Genomic DNA, 13178 nt, shown 5'->3' with positions numbered 1-13178 from the left:
GGTGATCGGGCGGCCAGGACCGCATGACACCCTGAACGGGTGACAAAGCAGCAGTCCGGAACCGCCCGCACGGGCCCCTCCCGCAACCCCGTCGGCGGCCATGTCCCCGTGGCCGGCGGCCTGGCCTCCGTCGGGCTCACCTACGCCCACGACCTCAAGGCCGAGACGGTCCAGGTCTTCGTCGCCAACCCGCGCGGCTGGGCCACGCCCGTCGGGAATCCGCGGCAGGACGAGGAGTTCCGCGCGGTGTGCGAGGCCGAGTCGATCCCGGCGTATGTGCACGCGCCGTATCTGATCAACTTCGGCTCGCACACGGAGGCGACCGTCGAGAAGTCCGTGGAGTCGCTGCGGCACTCGCTGCGCCGCGGGCGGGAGATCGGCGCGCTGGGCGTGGTCGTGCACACGGGCAGCGCGACCGGCGGCCGGGAGCGCTCGGTGGCCCTGAACCAGGTGCGGGAGCACATGCTGCCGTTGCTCGACGAGCTGACCCACGACGACGACCCGTTCCTGCTGCTGGAGTCGACGGCGGGCCAGGGCTTCTCGCTGTGCTCGCGCACCTGGGACTTCGGGCCGTACTTCGAGGCGCTGGACGCCCATCCGAAGCTGGGCGTGTGCCTGGACACCTGCCACATCTTCGCCGCCGGCCATGACCTGACCGGCCCGTCCGGCATGCACCAGACCCTGGACCTGCTGGTGGACACCGTCGGCGAGGGCCGGCTGAAGCTGATCCACGCCAATGACTCCAAGGACGTCGTCGGCGCCCACAAGGACAGACACGAGAACATCGGCGCAGGTCACATCGGGGAGGACCCGTTCCGGGCGCTGATGACGCACCCGGCCACCGAGGGCGTACCGCTGATCATCGAGACGCCCGGCGGGAAGGAAGGGCACGCGGCGGACGTGGAGCGGTTGAAAAAACTCCGGGATTCATAGCCTGTTACGGAATACCCCAGGGGGGTATACGGTTCTTGCTCGGTGCAGGAACCGTGACCTGACATTGGGGACAGTGATGCAGCACGAAGCACACACGGCACACGATCACCATCAGCATCAGCAGGCGGCGGCCGCCGGCGGCTGGGCGGTGGCCGTCCAGGCGACCCTGCACTGCCTCACCGGCTGTGCCATCGGCGAGGTGCTGGGCATGGTGATCGGCACCGCGCTCGGCTGGGGCAACGTACCGACCCTGATCCTGGCGATCGTCCTGGCCTTCTTCTTCGGCTACGCCCTCACCCTGCGCGGAGTACTGAAGGCGGGCGTCGGCCTGCGGGCCGCGCTGAAGGTGGCGCTGGCGGCGGACACCCTGTCCATCGCCGTGATGGAACTGGTCGACAACGGTGTGATCGTCCTGTGGCCGGGCGCCATGGACGCCGGGCTCACCGACCCGCTGTTCTGGTGGGTGCTGGCGATCGCGCTGGGTGTCGCCTTCGTCCTCACCACGCCGGTCAACAAGTGGATGATCGGCCGCGGCAAGGGCCACGCGGTGGTCCACCAGTACCACTGAACACCGGAGTACCACTGAACCCCGCCGCGGGGACCAGGAGTCAGAGCTCGGGGCCGTCCCCGGGCTCCTCCTGGTACGAGTAGCGCTGCTCCCGCCATGGATCGCCGATGTTGTGATAGCCGCGCTCCTCCCAGAAGCCGCGGCGATCGGCAGTCATGTACTCCACGCCCCGGACCCACTTGGGCCCCTTCCAGGCGTACAGATGGGGGACGACCAGACGGAGGGGGAAGCCGTGCTCCGCCGTGAGCAGTTCGCCGTCCTTGTGAGTGGCGAAGATGGTGCGCTCGGAGGCGAAGTCGGCGAGGCGGAGGTTGGAGCTGAAGCCGTATTCGGCCCACACCATCACATGAGTGACCGCGGGCGCGGGCGGAGCGATCTCCAGGATGGTCCGGGCCGGTATGCCGCCCCACTCCGCGCCGAGCATGCTGAACTTCGTGACGCAGTGCAGATCGGCGACGACGGATGCGTACGGCAGGGCCGCGAACTCCTCATGGGTCCAGCAGTGCTTCTCGCCGTCGGCGGTGGCCCCGAACACCCTGAACTCCCAGCGTTCGGGCCGGAACTTCGGGACCGGGCCGTAGTGCGTGACCGGCCAGCCACGCTGCACCCGCTGCCCCGGCGGAAGCTCGGAGTGTGCTGCTGCTCCGCTTTCGCGCTCCACCGGCTGACCCATGACTCCATCCTGACAGACCCGAAGCAGTGCACCTGACCCCACCCTCCGTAAACCACTCCAAACAGGACTAAGCATGCACTTACTTACTAAGTGAAGACTTACTGGACGATCTTTCCCGCCGGTGCAATCATGCGGCGCAACCTGCCAGTTCCCCCGCTTGGAAGGAGCCTCTGCGATGCAGGGCGACCCCGAGGTCCTCGAATTCCTGAACGAGCAGCTGACCGGCGAGCTCACCGCGATCAACCAGTACTGGCTGCACTACCGGATCCAGGACAACAAAGGCTGGACCAAGCTCGCCAAGTACACGCGTGAAGAGTCCATCGATGAGATGAAGCACGCGGACAAGCTGACCGAACGCATCCTCATGCTGGACGGCCTGCCCAATTACCAGCGGCTGTTCCACGTCCGGGTCGGCCAGACGGTGACCGAGATGTTCCAGGCCGACCGGCAGGTCGAGGTGGAGGCGATCGACCGCCTCAAGCGCGGCATCGAGGTGATGCGTACCAAGGGCGACATCACGTCGGCGAACATCTTCGAGTCGATCCTCGAGGACGAGGAGCACCACATCGACTATCTGGACACCCAGCTCGAACTGATCGAGAAGCTCGGTGAGGCGCTCTACATCGCGCAGCAGATCGAGCAGCCGAGCTGAGGCCTAGGCCGCGTCCGCCAGATCGGTGAGCATCGGCTTGCCCTGGTCGGCCAGCTCACGGCGCGGGCACGCGCCCCGGCCCAGGATTGCCTGGATGCGGCGTACACACGACCCGCAGTCCGTGCCCGCCTTGCAGGCCGAAGCTATCTGGCGGGGAGTGCAGGCACCGTCCTCCGCGTGCTTCTTGACCTGCTGCTCGGTGATGCCGAAGCAACTGCAGACGTACACGCGGTTCACCTCCCGGCGGGATCGATGTGCCATCCCCTTGATCGGTGAGGCTAACCTAACCTTACCCGGCTCGCAGGAACGGCAAAAGTGCTGTGGGGCGCGGATCGAATGTGATCCGCGCCCCACTCATGCCGCCGTAACAGGCAACCCCGTCACTGGTCCCTGTACATCTCCGCGACGAGGAACGCCAGGTCGAGGGACTGGCTGCGGTTGAGCCGCGGGTCGCACGCCGTCTCGTAGCGCTGGTGCAGATCGTCGACGAAGATCTCGTCGCCGCCGCCCACGCACTCGGTGACATCGTCACCGGTGAGCTCGACGTGGATGCCGCCCGGGTGGGTGCCGAGGCCCTTGTGGACCTCGAAGAAGCCCTTGACCTCGTCGAGCACGTCGTCGAAGCGGCGGGTCTTGTGACCGGAGGCCGCCTCGAAGGTGTTGCCGTGCATCGGGTCGGTCACCCAGGCCACCGTGGCGCCGGACGCCGTGACCTTCTCGACCAGCTCGGGCAGACAGTCGCGGATCTTGTCGGCGCCCATGCGGACGATGAAGGTCAGCCGGCCCGGCTCGCGCTCGGGGTCGAGGCGGTCGATGTACTGCAGCGCCTCCTCGGCCGTCGTCGTCGGGCCGAGCTTGATGCCGATCGGGTTGCGGATCTTCGAGGCGAACTCGATGTGCGCGCCGTCCAGCTGCCGGGTGCGCTCACCGACCCACACCATGTGCCCGGAGACGTCGTACAGCTGGCCCGTGCGGGAGTCGACCCTGGTCAGCGCGGACTCGTAGTCGAGCAGCAGCGCCTCGTGCGAGGAGAAGAACTCGACCGTCCTGAACTCCTCCGGGTCGGCCCCGCAGGCGTGCATGAAGTTCAGCGCCTGGTCGATCTCGCGGGCGAGCTGCTCGTAGCGCTGGCCGGACGGGGAGGACTTCACGAAGTCCTGGTTCCAGGCGTGCACCTGGCGCAGGTCGGCGTAGCCGCCGGTGGTGAAGGCGCGCACCAGGTTGAGCGTGGAGGCGGACGCGTTGTACATCCGCTTCAGGCGCTCGGGGTCCGGGATGCGGGCGGCCTCGGTGAAGTCGAAGCCGTTGACGGAGTCGCCGCGGTAGGTCGGCAGGGTCACGCCGTCGCGGGTCTCGGTCGGCTTGGAGCGCGGCTTGGAGTACTGGCCGGCGATGCGGCCGACCTTCACGACCGGCACCGAGGCGGCGTACGTCAGCACGGCGCCCATCTGGAGGAGGGTCTTGAGTTTGTTGCGGATGTGGTCGGCGGACACCGCGTCGAAGGCCTCGGCGCAGTCGCCGCCCTGGAGGAGGAACGCCTCTCCCTTGGCGACGGCCGCCATCCGGGCGCGCAGCTGGTCGCACTCGCCCGCGAAGACGAGCGGCGGATACGACTCCAGCTCCGCAACGACTGCGCGCAGAGCCTCGGTGTCGGGGTACTCGGGCTGCTGCGCCGCGGGCAGGTCTCGCCAGGTGTTGCCAGCACTCGTGCTGGTCTTAGCGTTCACGGTCACGCCTCAACATTACGGGGTCGTGTCGGGCGTCCTGCCCCATGCCCAGCAATTGAGACACGGGGTACACGACTCGGACACCGGACCTTGGGGTAGGGTGCGGGGCATGTTCGCGCACTCGACCCAGAACTGGTGGTGGACCGCTCATCCGGCGGCCCGCTGACTGCGCGTACGAAAACTTCGCGAAGGCCGCCCGAGGGGCGGCCTTCGGTGTGTCCGGGGTCCGTTCCTCCCAGTGAGAAGGAAAACGGACCCATGCAGCTGCCAGACCTGCTCGACGATCCCCGCCCGTTCGCCCTGCTGCGCCGCCGCACCCCGGGCCACGACCACGATCTGATCGAGGTCCTGATCGGCCCGGTATCCACGTACGACCGCCTCGCCGACCTCCCCGAGGACGGCCTGGCGCTGGTCCCCTTCCGGCAGATCCGCGAGCGCGGCTTCGACGTCCGCGACGACGGCACTCCCCTGTCGGTCCTCACCCCGCAGGAGTCGTACGCCATCCCGCTGGCCGAGGCGCTGGAGCAGCTCCCGTCGCACGACGTGCGCGTCGAGGGCGGCGGCTTCGACGTGGCCGACGAGGAGTACTCGGAGATCGTCGGGCGGGTGCTGCGGGACGAGATCGGGCGGGGCGAGGGCGCCAACTTCGTGATCCGGCGGACCTACGAAGGTGAGATCGCGGGGTTCGGACGCGCCGACGCGCTGGCCCTGTTCCGACGGCTGCTGGTGGGCGAACGGGGCGCGTACTGGACGTTCGTCGTGGACACCGGGGAGCGCACGCTGGTGGGAGCGAGCCCCGAGGTGCACGTGCGGATGTCCGGCGGCACCGTCGTCATGAACCCGATCAGCGGGACGTACCGCTACCCGGCCGAGGGGCCCACCGCCGAGCATCTGCTCGAGTTCCTCGCCGACGGCAAGGAGATCGAGGAGCTGTCGATGGTCGTCGACGAGGAGCTCAAGATGATGTGCACGGTCGGCGACATGGGCGGGGTCGTCATCGGCCCCCGGCTGAAGGAGATGGCGCATCTCGCGCACACCGAGTACGAGCTGCGCGGGAAGTCGTCGCTGGACGTACGGGAGGTCCTCAAGGAGACGATGTTCGCGGCGACCGTGACCGGGTCGCCGGTGCAGAACGCCTGCCGGGTCATCGAGCGGCACGAGGTCGGTGGACGCGGGTACTACGCGGGTGCGCTGGCGCTCATCGGCCGGTACGCGGGTGGCGGGCGGGAGAAATCTGTCGGGGCGCAGACCCTCGACTCCCCCATCCTCATCCGCACCGCCGACATCGACGCCGACGGCCGGCTGAAGGTGCCGGTCGGCGCGACCCTCGTGCGCGGCTCGGACCCGGCTAGCGAGGTCGCGGAGACGCACGCGAAGGCGGCGGGTGTGCTGGCGGCCCTGGGTGTACGGCCGGGCCGGCCGCGGGAGGAGCACACGCGCGTACGTCTCGCCGACGACGCACGCGTGCGTGCCGCGCTCGACGGGCGCCGGGCCTCGCTCTCGCCCTTCTGGCTGCGGATGCAGGAGCGGTCCGCGTCCCTGACGGGCCATGCCCTGGTCGTGGACGGCGAGGACACCTTCACGGCGATGCTGGCCCATGTGCTGCGCTCCAGCGGCCTGGAGGTGACCGTGCGGCGCTACGACGAGCCCGGGCTGCGGGAAGCGGTGCTCGGGCACGCGGGGCCGGTCGTGCTGGGCCCCGGCCCCGGTGATCCGCGCGATCTGGCCGACCCCAAGATGCGGCTGCTGCGCGACCTCGCGGCCGAGGTCATCGCCGGCCACGGGCACGGCGTGCTCGGCGTCTGCCTAGGCCATGAGCTGATCACGGCCGAGCTGGGGCTGGACCTCGTGCGCAAGGAAGTGCCCTACCAGGGCGCGCAGACGACGATCGACCTGTTCGGGCGGCCGGAGACGGTCGGCTTCTACAACAGCTTCGTGGCGCGCTGCGACGACGAGGCTCGGGCGGAGCTCGCCGGGCACGGCGTCGAGGTCAGCCGCGCCGCCAACGGGGAGGTGCACGCCGTGCGCGGGCCCGGTTTCGCCGGGGTGCAGTTCCACCCGGAGTCGGTCCTGACGCTGAACGGCGCCGCCGTCGTCCGCGATCTGGTGGATCAGCTGCGGGGCACCAGCACGTTCTCCGAGCGGCGGCCCGCCTTGTAGTCGAGGACGTTGCGCAGGGTGGTCTCGACGATCTGGCCGACGGCGTCCTCGGTGTAGTACGCCTGGTGCGAGGTGACCAGGACGTTCGGGAAGGTGACGAGGCGGGCCAGGGTGTCGTCGTCGACGGCCTGGAGCGACTTGTCGAGAAAGAAGAGCCCGGCCTCCGACTCGTAGACGTCGAGACCGACACCCGTGAAGCGGCCCTCGCGCAGTTCCGTGACGAGGGCCGCGGTGTCGATGAGGCCGCCGCGACTGGAGTTGATCAGGATCGCGTCGTCCTTCATCGCCTTCAGGGCGTCGGCGTCGATCAGCCGGCTGGTCTCCGGCATCAGCGGCACATGCAGGCTGACCAGGTCGGACTCGGCGAGAAGGCGTTCCTTGGCGACGTAGCGCATGCCGAGCTGCATACAGGTGGGGTTCTCGGCGACGTCCCAGCCGAGCAGGTTCATGCCGAAGCCGTGGGCGATGCGGGCGAAGGCCTCGCCGATCTTTCCGGTGCCGAGGACGCCGGCGGTGCGGCCGTGCAGGTCGCGGCCCATCAGACCGTCGAGGCGGAAGTCGAAGTCACGCGTGCGCGTGGAGGCGCGCACGATACGGCGGTTGACCGCCATGGCGAGGGTCCAGGCGAACTCGGCCACGGAGTAGGGCGAGTAGGACGAGACTCGGGCGACGGTCATCGCGAGGCGCTCGGCGACCTTGAGGTCGATGTTGTTGAAGCCGGTGGAGCGCTGGGCGACCATCCGGGTGCCGCCGGCCGCGAGGGTCTGCAGGACGTGGTTGCCGAGGTCGCAGTTGACGCTGGTGCAGACGACCTCGTATCCGACCGCGATGGGGGCGGTGTCCTCGTTGAGGAAGACGTCCAGGCAGCGGACCTCGTGGTGGCCCTGGAAGGCCTGCTCGATCAGGGGTTTCTCGTCCGCCTGCACGCCGAAGGCGAGAATCTCCAAGGCTGCTCCCGCTTCATAGGGTCATGGGCCGAATATACGGCCCATGACCCCGTGCCGCCGGGCGGAAAGCAGCCGATCCGTACGGTCAGCCGAAGAAGACCCCGACCTCCTCGTACAGCTTCGGATCCACCGTCTTCAGCTTGGCCGTGGCCTCCGCGATCGGGACGCGGACGATGTCCGTGCCGCGCAGCGCGACCATCTTGCCGAAGTCGCGGTCACGGACCGCCTCGATGGCGTGCAGCCCGAAACGGGTGGCCAGCCAGCGGTCGAAGGCGCTCGGGGTGCCGCCGCGCTGGATGTGCCCGAGGACCGTCGTACGGGCCTCCTTGCCGGTGCGCTTCTCGATCTCCTTGGCCAGCCACTCGCCGACCCCGGACAGCCGGACGTGCCCGAAGGAGTCCAGCGACTCGTCCTTGAGGACCATCTCCCCGTCCTTGGGCATGGCACCCTCGGCGACGACCACGATCGGGGCGTACGACGCCTTGAAGCGGGAGGTGATCCAGGCGCAGACCTTGTCGACGTCGAAGCGCTGCTCCGGGATGAGGATGACGTTGGCGCCGCCGGCGAGCCCTGAGTGGATGGCGATCCAGCCGGCGTGACGGCCCATCACCTCGCAGACCAGGACGCGCATATGGGACTCGGCGGTGGTGTGCAGCCGGTCGATGGCCTCCGTCGCGATGCCGACGGCGGTGTCGAAGCCGAAGGTGTAGTCGGTGGCGGACAGGTCGTTGTCGATGGTCTTCGGCACGCCGACGCAGGGCACGCCGTACTCGTCGGACAGTCGGGCGGCGACGCCGAGGGTGTCCTCGCCGCCGATGGCGATGAGCGCCTCGACCTCCTGCTTGGCGAGGTTCTCCTTGATGCGCCGGATGCCGTCCTCCTGCTTCAGGGGGTTGGTGCGCGAGGAGCCGAGGATGGTGCCGCCGCGGGGCAGGATGCCTCGCACGGCGGGGATGTCGAGACGGACGGTGTCGTTCTCGAGCGGACCTCGCCAGCCGTCCCGGAAGCCGACGAAGTCATAGCCGTACTCCTGCACGCCCTTGCGGACGACGGCCCGGATGACGGCGTTGAGACCGGGGCAGTCGCCGCCTCCGGTCAGTACTCCGACCCGCATGGAAAGTCCCTTCGCCGCGGTTGCCTGGTGAGGCCACGCTAATGGTGAGCCAGGTCACAACGGGATGGGTCGGAACGGCAATTCCGGTGAATGGCCGGGTGTCCGGTTTACGCACCGTCAAGCGGACGACGGTGGATCACTCGTCGTCGAGGCCGCGCTCGATGGCGTATCGCACCAGTTCGACCCGGTTGTGCAGCTGGAGTTTGCCGAGGGTGTTCTGGACGTGGTTCTGCACCGTGCGGTGGGAGATGACCAGGCGCTCGGCGATCTGCTTGTAGCTCAGGCCCTTGGCGACGAGCCGCAGCACCTCGGTCTCGCGCTCGGTCAGCTGCGGGGCGCCGGGCTGGTCGGCGTCCTGGGCGGCGGGCACCGGTTCGGAGGCGAGCCGGCGATACTCGCCGAGGACGAGTCCGGCCAGGCCCGGCGTGAACACCGGGTCACCGACGGCGGTACGGCGCACCGCGTCCAGCAGTTCCTCCGTGGACGCCGACTTCAGCAGATAGCCGGTGGCACCGGACTTCACGGCCTCCAGGACGTCGGCGTGCTCGCCGCTCGCGGACAGGACGAGGACGCGCAGGGCCGGGTTGTGGCCGACGAGTTCCTTGCAGACCTGGACGCCGGGCTTGGCGGGCAGGTTGAGGTCGAGCACCAGGACGTCGGGGGCGGCGGCCTTGGCGCGGCGTACGGCCTGGTCGCCGTCGCTCGCCGTGGCGACCACGTCGAAGCCGGACTCGGCCAGGTCGCGGGCGACCGCGTCGCGCCACATCGGGTGGTCGTCGACCACCATGACCTTGATCGGTTCCCGCTGTTCGCTCGTGGTGTCCGTCATCGCTGCTCCGCCTTCCCCCGTGAAGCGCTGGTGGCCTTGGGTACCTTCAGTTCCACTTCGGTGCCCTGGCCCGGCACCGAGATCAGTTCGGCGCTGCCGCCGAGCTCCCGCAGGCGGCCCCGGATCGACAGGGCGACGCCGAGCCGCCCCTCGCCCTCGGCCTGCGCGAGCCGGCCCTCGGGGATGCCGGGCCCGTCGTCCCGCACGGTGACGATCACCTCGCCGGGCTCGTCCTCGACGAGGATCCACGCGCGCGCGTCGTCGCCGGCGTGCTTGCGGACGTTGTCCAGGGCGGCGCCGACGGCCGCCGACAGCTCCCGCGCGGCGGCCGGCGCCAGCGGCACCGGTGCCCCCGGCTCGGCGAGGCTGACCTTCGCGCCCGCGTACGGGGCGAGCAGCGCCCGTAGGTCGACGGCACCGTCGGAGTCGTCCGGCTCGTCCACGGCCCGTACGACGGCGCCCTCGGCGGCGTCCTCCGACACCCGCGACACGGGTACCAGGCCGCCGGAGACCAGGGTGCGCAGCGCCACCTCCTGCTCGCCGGCCATCCGGCCCAGCTCGGCCGCCTCGCCGCCGATGACGGCGCCGCGCCGCTGCACCATGGCCAGCACCTGGAGCACGCTGTCGTGGATGTCCCGGGCGAGCCGCTCCCGCTCCCGGGTCGCCGCCTCGATCTCCAGGGCGCGGGCCAGGGTGCGCTCGGAGGCGCGGGCGACCTCGACGACGTAGCCGATGGCGATGGAGGCGATCCAGACGAGCAGCACCATGTGGACGGTGTCGCGGGTCGGTACGCCGGAGCGGTGGATCAGGTTGGCGGCGGCGACCAGCGTGGAGGCGAACGCGGCCCAGCGCCAGCCGCCCTTGATGGCGAACGCCAGCACGGCGCCCGCCGTCCATATCGACGGCAGGGTCGGGGAGCCGGCGTCGATCCGCTCGGGCGACTCGGCGATGCGCGTGAGCAGGATGCCGGTCAGGGCGATGGTGAGGTCCGCGGCCAGGAAGCGCTTGGTGCAGCTGGCGGCGTTCGCGATGCGGGGCAGGGTGGCCAGCGTCCACACGGCGAGTACGGCGAGGTAGCTGATGGACACCCAGGGGTGGGCGACCTCGTCGTAGGCGCTGACGAAGAGCCCGATGGCGTACACCATGGTCAGCACGCGGTAGCCGGCGAGCGCGCGCCACAGTGGCTGCTCCACGGACATCCTCATGACCCGCTCACGCTTGGCCATGCCCCCACCCCCCGAGTTGTTGCTACGTCGACTTCTTCGCCTGTTCCTTCTCCGCCTTCGCCGCCTCCGCGATCTGCCGCTTGGCGGCGGTCGCGTACATGTCGACGTACTCCTGGCCGGAGAGCTTCATGATTTCGTACATGACCTCGTCGGTCACCGCGCGGAGCACGAAGCGGTCGTGCTCCATGCCCTGGTAGCGGCTGAAGTCGAGGGGCTCGCCGATCCGGATGCCGGGCCGCATGAGCTTGGGCACGACCTTGCCGGGCGGCTGGATCTTCTCGGTGTCGATCATGGCGACCGGGATGACCGGTGCCCCGGTGGCGAGCGCCACGCGCGCGAGGCCGCCGGGCTTGCCCCGGTAGAGCCGGCCGTCGGGCGAGCGCGTGCCCTCGGGGTAGATGCCGAACAGCTCGCCGCGCTCCAGGACCTCGATGCCGCTCCTGACGGCGGCCTCGCCCGCGCCACGCCCCCCGGAACGGTCCACCGGCAGCTGGCCGACGCCCTTGAAGAAGGCCGCCGTCAATCGGCCCTTGACGCCGGGGGTGGTGAAGTACTCGGCCTTCGCGATGAAGGTCACCTTGCGGTCGAGGACCGCGGGCAGGAAGAACGAGTCGGAGAACGACAGGTGGTTGCTCGCCAGGATCGCGGCGCCCTCGGCGGGGATGTTCTCCAGGCCCTCCACCCAGGGCCGGAAGGCGACCTTCAACGGTCCCCCGATGGCCACCTTCATCGTGCCGTACAACAACCGAGTGCCTCCTGTGTGTGTCGATCAGACCTTAACCCGGGGCACCGTCAATGAGCCCGACGGCCCTGGTCGGTGTCAGTGCGGTCGCGTACGGTGAAGCACACCTGGCTCTATCGGCACGCGGCTCCGCCGCGTGGGTTCACGTCGTAGCTCTCGTCCATGTCGTCCTTCTCACGAACAGGAGACCGTAAGGTGCCGGTCCTTCCTGGAGCCGAGCCGTACCGCCGCGAGGGCGGGGAGGTCGGGGTCCTCCTCTGCCACGGCTTCACCGGTTCCCCGCAGTCGCTGCGCCCCTGGGCGGAGTACCTGGCCGAGCACGGGCTCACCGTCTCGCTGCCGTTGCTGCCGGGGCACGGCACCCGCTGGGAGGACATGCGGCTCACCGGCTGGCAGGACTGGTACGCCGAGGTGGACCGCGAGCTGCGCGCGATGCGCGACCGCTGCGCGCGGGTCTTCGTGGCCGGTCTGTCCATGGGCGGCGCCCTGGCCCTGCGGCTCGCCGCGAAGCGCGGGGACGACGTGGCCGGGGTCATGGTCGTCAACCCGGCGAACAAGGTGCACGGCCTGTTCGCGTACACCCTCCCGGTCTCCCGGCACCTCGTCCGCACGGCGCCGGGGATCGTCAGCGACATCGCCAAGGAAGGCTCCGTCGAGCTCGGGTACGACCGGGTGCCGCTGCACTCGGCGCACTCCCTGCGGACCTTCTTCCGGCTGGTCGACGGCGAGTTGCCGCAGGTCACCCAGCCACTGCTGGTGCTGCGCAGCAGGCAGGACCACACCGTGCCCGCCATGGACACGGCCCGGATCCTGAGCCGGGTGTCCTCCACAGACGTAACGGAGATCGTGCTGGAACAGAGCTATCACGTGGCGACGTTGGACCATGATGCGGACCGGATCTTCGAGGAGAGCCTCGGATTCATCGACCGGCTCGCGACCGGCGTCGGCAAGGAAGGGACGACCACACGTGGCTGAGCACGACTCCGATCGCGAGAGGCGCGAGGACAGCGATCCCGAGGAGCAGCACGTCCCGTTCGACGAGGACGCCGCCTGGGCGGCGATCGTCGCCGGGTTCGGCGAGGAACCGAAGGATCCGCCGGGCGCGAAGCCCTTCAAGTCGGTCGAGGACCTGGCGCTGCTGGAGACCGAGCCGAACGGCGAGACGAGCGGCGCGGCGGCCCCGGAGCCCCAGGGCGACAAGGGCGAGAGCGCCCCGGCCGGCCGGCAGTCCGACGAGCCCGGCGAGGAGAAGCCGGCCGGGCCGCTGGGCAGCTCGGTGTCCTTCGCGCCCGGCGTCGGACCGCGCGACTACAGCGTGGCCGAGCCGTCCGAGGACGACTTCGAACCCGATGACGAGGGTCACTTCGTGCCGCCGGAGCCGCCGCCCCTGCCGGCCGCCGACGCGACGGCGAAGTTCGCCTGGCTCGCGGTCGTCGGTGGGCCGGTCCTGCTGCTGCTCGCCGTGCTGTTCGGCTGGGAGATGACGTGGTGGCTGGCCACCCTGGGCATCGGCGGGTTCCTGGGCGGGTTCGCCACGCTGGTGATGCGGATGAAGACCGACGACGAGGACGACGACGACCCCGGCCGCGGCGCCGTCGTCTGACCTG

At 69.7% G+C, this 13178-nt stretch carries 15 protein-coding genes; 7 read left to right on the top strand and 8 right to left on the bottom strand.

All coding sequences use genetic code 11. The features are described from left to right. Positions 1 to 39: 39 nt before the first annotated feature. Both ACFPQ9_RS12155 and ACFPQ9_RS12150 read left to right on the top strand, forming a co-directional pair. Positions 40 to 933 (top strand): deoxyribonuclease IV, encoded by an 894-nt coding sequence (locus tag ACFPQ9_RS12155; protein ID WP_380851188.1) that lies wholly within the window; start codon positions 40 to 42, stop codon positions 931 to 933. 76 nt (positions 934 to 1009) lie between these two features. Further along, positions 1010 to 1501: a DUF4396 domain-containing protein gene (locus ACFPQ9_RS12150; RefSeq protein ID WP_380851185.1), complete on the top strand. Its 492-nt coding sequence runs from the start codon at positions 1010 to 1012 to the stop codon at positions 1499 to 1501. Between the two features lie 40 nt (positions 1502 to 1541). On the opposite strand, the gene ACFPQ9_RS12145 is transcribed toward ACFPQ9_RS12150, so the two are convergent. Next, positions 1542 to 2174: a sulfite oxidase-like oxidoreductase gene (locus tag ACFPQ9_RS12145; protein WP_380851182.1), complete on the bottom strand. Its 633-nt coding sequence runs from the start codon at positions 2172 to 2174 to the stop codon at positions 1542 to 1544. A gap of 175 nt (positions 2175 to 2349) precedes the next feature. Here ACFPQ9_RS12145 and bfr point away from each other — a divergent pair, with 175 nt between their 5' ends. Further along, complete coding sequence (gene bfr, locus ACFPQ9_RS12140) at positions 2350 to 2826, top strand: bacterioferritin (RefSeq protein ID WP_328428326.1); 477 nt, start codon at positions 2350 to 2352, stop codon at positions 2824 to 2826. Between the two features lie 3 nt (positions 2827 to 2829). Here the strand turns inward: bfr and ACFPQ9_RS12135 are convergent, their stop codons facing one another. Together ACFPQ9_RS12135 and ACFPQ9_RS12130 are read right to left on the bottom strand one after the other, a co-directional pair. Next, the gene (locus ACFPQ9_RS12135) at positions 2830 to 3063 is read right to left on the bottom strand and encodes a (2Fe-2S)-binding protein (protein WP_380852356.1); all 234 of its coding nucleotides are present in this window, start codon (positions 3061 to 3063) and stop codon (positions 2830 to 2832) included. Positions 3064 to 3206: 143 nt separating this feature from the next. Then, positions 3207 to 4559: a class II 3-deoxy-7-phosphoheptulonate synthase gene (locus ACFPQ9_RS12130; protein WP_380851178.1), complete on the bottom strand. Its 1353-nt coding sequence runs from the start codon at positions 4557 to 4559 to the stop codon at positions 3207 to 3209. A 103-nt stretch (positions 4560 to 4662) separates the two neighbouring features. On the opposite strand from ACFPQ9_RS12130, the gene ACFPQ9_RS12125 reads away from it, so the two are divergent. Then, positions 4663 to 4719 (top strand): trp operon leader peptide, encoded by a 57-nt coding sequence (locus ACFPQ9_RS12125; protein ID WP_078516689.1) that lies wholly within the window; start codon positions 4663 to 4665, stop codon positions 4717 to 4719. 92 nt (positions 4720 to 4811) lie between these two features. After that, positions 4812 to 6713 (top strand): anthranilate synthase family protein, encoded by a 1902-nt coding sequence (locus ACFPQ9_RS12120; protein ID WP_380851175.1) that lies wholly within the window; start codon positions 4812 to 4814, stop codon positions 6711 to 6713. Here ACFPQ9_RS12120 and ACFPQ9_RS12115 read toward each other — a convergent pair. The 5 genes from ACFPQ9_RS12115 to ACFPQ9_RS12095 all read right to left on the bottom strand — a co-directional run bounded on the left by ACFPQ9_RS12115 (position 6665) and on the right by ACFPQ9_RS12095 (position 11571). Then, complete coding sequence (locus ACFPQ9_RS12115) at positions 6665 to 7660, bottom strand: 2-hydroxyacid dehydrogenase (protein ID WP_380851172.1); 996 nt, start codon at positions 7658 to 7660, stop codon at positions 6665 to 6667. The genes ACFPQ9_RS12120 and ACFPQ9_RS12115 overlap by 49 nt on opposite strands. An 85-nt stretch (positions 7661 to 7745) precedes the next feature. Then, positions 7746 to 8774, bottom strand: coding sequence for a 6-phosphofructokinase (locus ACFPQ9_RS12110; RefSeq protein WP_380851169.1), 1029 nt, complete (start codon positions 8772 to 8774; stop codon positions 7746 to 7748). Positions 8775 to 8910: 136 nt separating this feature from the next. Further along, complete coding sequence (locus tag ACFPQ9_RS12105) at positions 8911 to 9603, bottom strand: response regulator (protein WP_380851166.1); 693 nt, start codon at positions 9601 to 9603, stop codon at positions 8911 to 8913. Further along, the gene (gene macS, locus ACFPQ9_RS12100; RefSeq protein ID WP_380851163.1) at positions 9600 to 10829 is read right to left on the bottom strand and encodes a MacS family sensor histidine kinase; all 1230 of its coding nucleotides are present in this window, start codon (positions 10827 to 10829) and stop codon (positions 9600 to 9602) included. The genes ACFPQ9_RS12105 and macS overlap by 4 nt, the downstream gene beginning before the upstream one ends. A 22-nt stretch (positions 10830 to 10851) precedes the next feature. Continuing rightward, positions 10852 to 11571: a lysophospholipid acyltransferase family protein gene (locus ACFPQ9_RS12095; RefSeq protein ID WP_380852353.1), complete on the bottom strand. Its 720-nt coding sequence runs from the start codon at positions 11569 to 11571 to the stop codon at positions 10852 to 10854. A gap of 195 nt (positions 11572 to 11766) precedes the next feature. Here ACFPQ9_RS12095 and ACFPQ9_RS12090 point away from each other — a divergent pair, with 195 nt between their 5' ends. Then, entirely contained in the window at positions 11767 to 12546 is a 780-nt protein-coding gene (locus tag ACFPQ9_RS12090) for an alpha/beta hydrolase (protein WP_380851160.1), read from the top strand. Next, the gene (locus ACFPQ9_RS12085; RefSeq protein ID WP_380851157.1) at positions 12539 to 13174 is read left to right on the top strand and encodes a hypothetical protein; all 636 of its coding nucleotides are present in this window, start codon (positions 12539 to 12541) and stop codon (positions 13172 to 13174) included. Before ACFPQ9_RS12090 ends, ACFPQ9_RS12085 begins: the two co-directional genes overlap by 8 nt. Positions 13175 to 13178: the final 4 nt, after the last annotated feature.

It is taken from the genome of Streptomyces coerulescens (genome assembly GCF_042657965.1).
Taxonomy (GTDB): domain Bacteria; phylum Actinomycetota; class Actinomycetes; order Streptomycetales; family Streptomycetaceae; genus Streptomyces; species Streptomyces coerulescens.
This window is presented reverse-complemented; position numbering and strand designations above follow the sequence as displayed.

Coding starts and splice junctions, on each gene's coding strand:
- ACFPQ9_RS12150 (WP_380851185.1), top strand. CDS start 1,010: ATGCAGCACGAAGCACACACGGCACACGATCACCATCAGCATCAGCAG.
- ACFPQ9_RS12145 (WP_380851182.1), bottom strand. CDS start 2,174: ATGGGTCAGCCGGTGGAGCGCGAAAGCGGAGCAGCAGCACACTCCGAG.
- bfr (WP_328428326.1), top strand. CDS start 2,350: ATGCAGGGCGACCCCGAGGTCCTCGAATTCCTGAACGAGCAGCTGACC.
- ACFPQ9_RS12120 (WP_380851175.1), top strand. CDS start 4,812: ATGCAGCTGCCAGACCTGCTCGACGATCCCCGCCCGTTCGCCCTGCTG.
- ACFPQ9_RS12110 (WP_380851169.1), bottom strand. CDS start 8,774: ATGCGGGTCGGAGTACTGACCGGAGGCGGCGACTGCCCCGGTCTCAAC.
- ACFPQ9_RS12105 (WP_380851166.1), bottom strand. CDS start 9,603: ATGACGGACACCACGAGCGAACAGCGGGAACCGATCAAGGTCATGGTG.
- macS (WP_380851163.1), bottom strand. CDS start 10,829: ATGGCCAAGCGTGAGCGGGTCATGAGGATGTCCGTGGAGCAGCCACTG.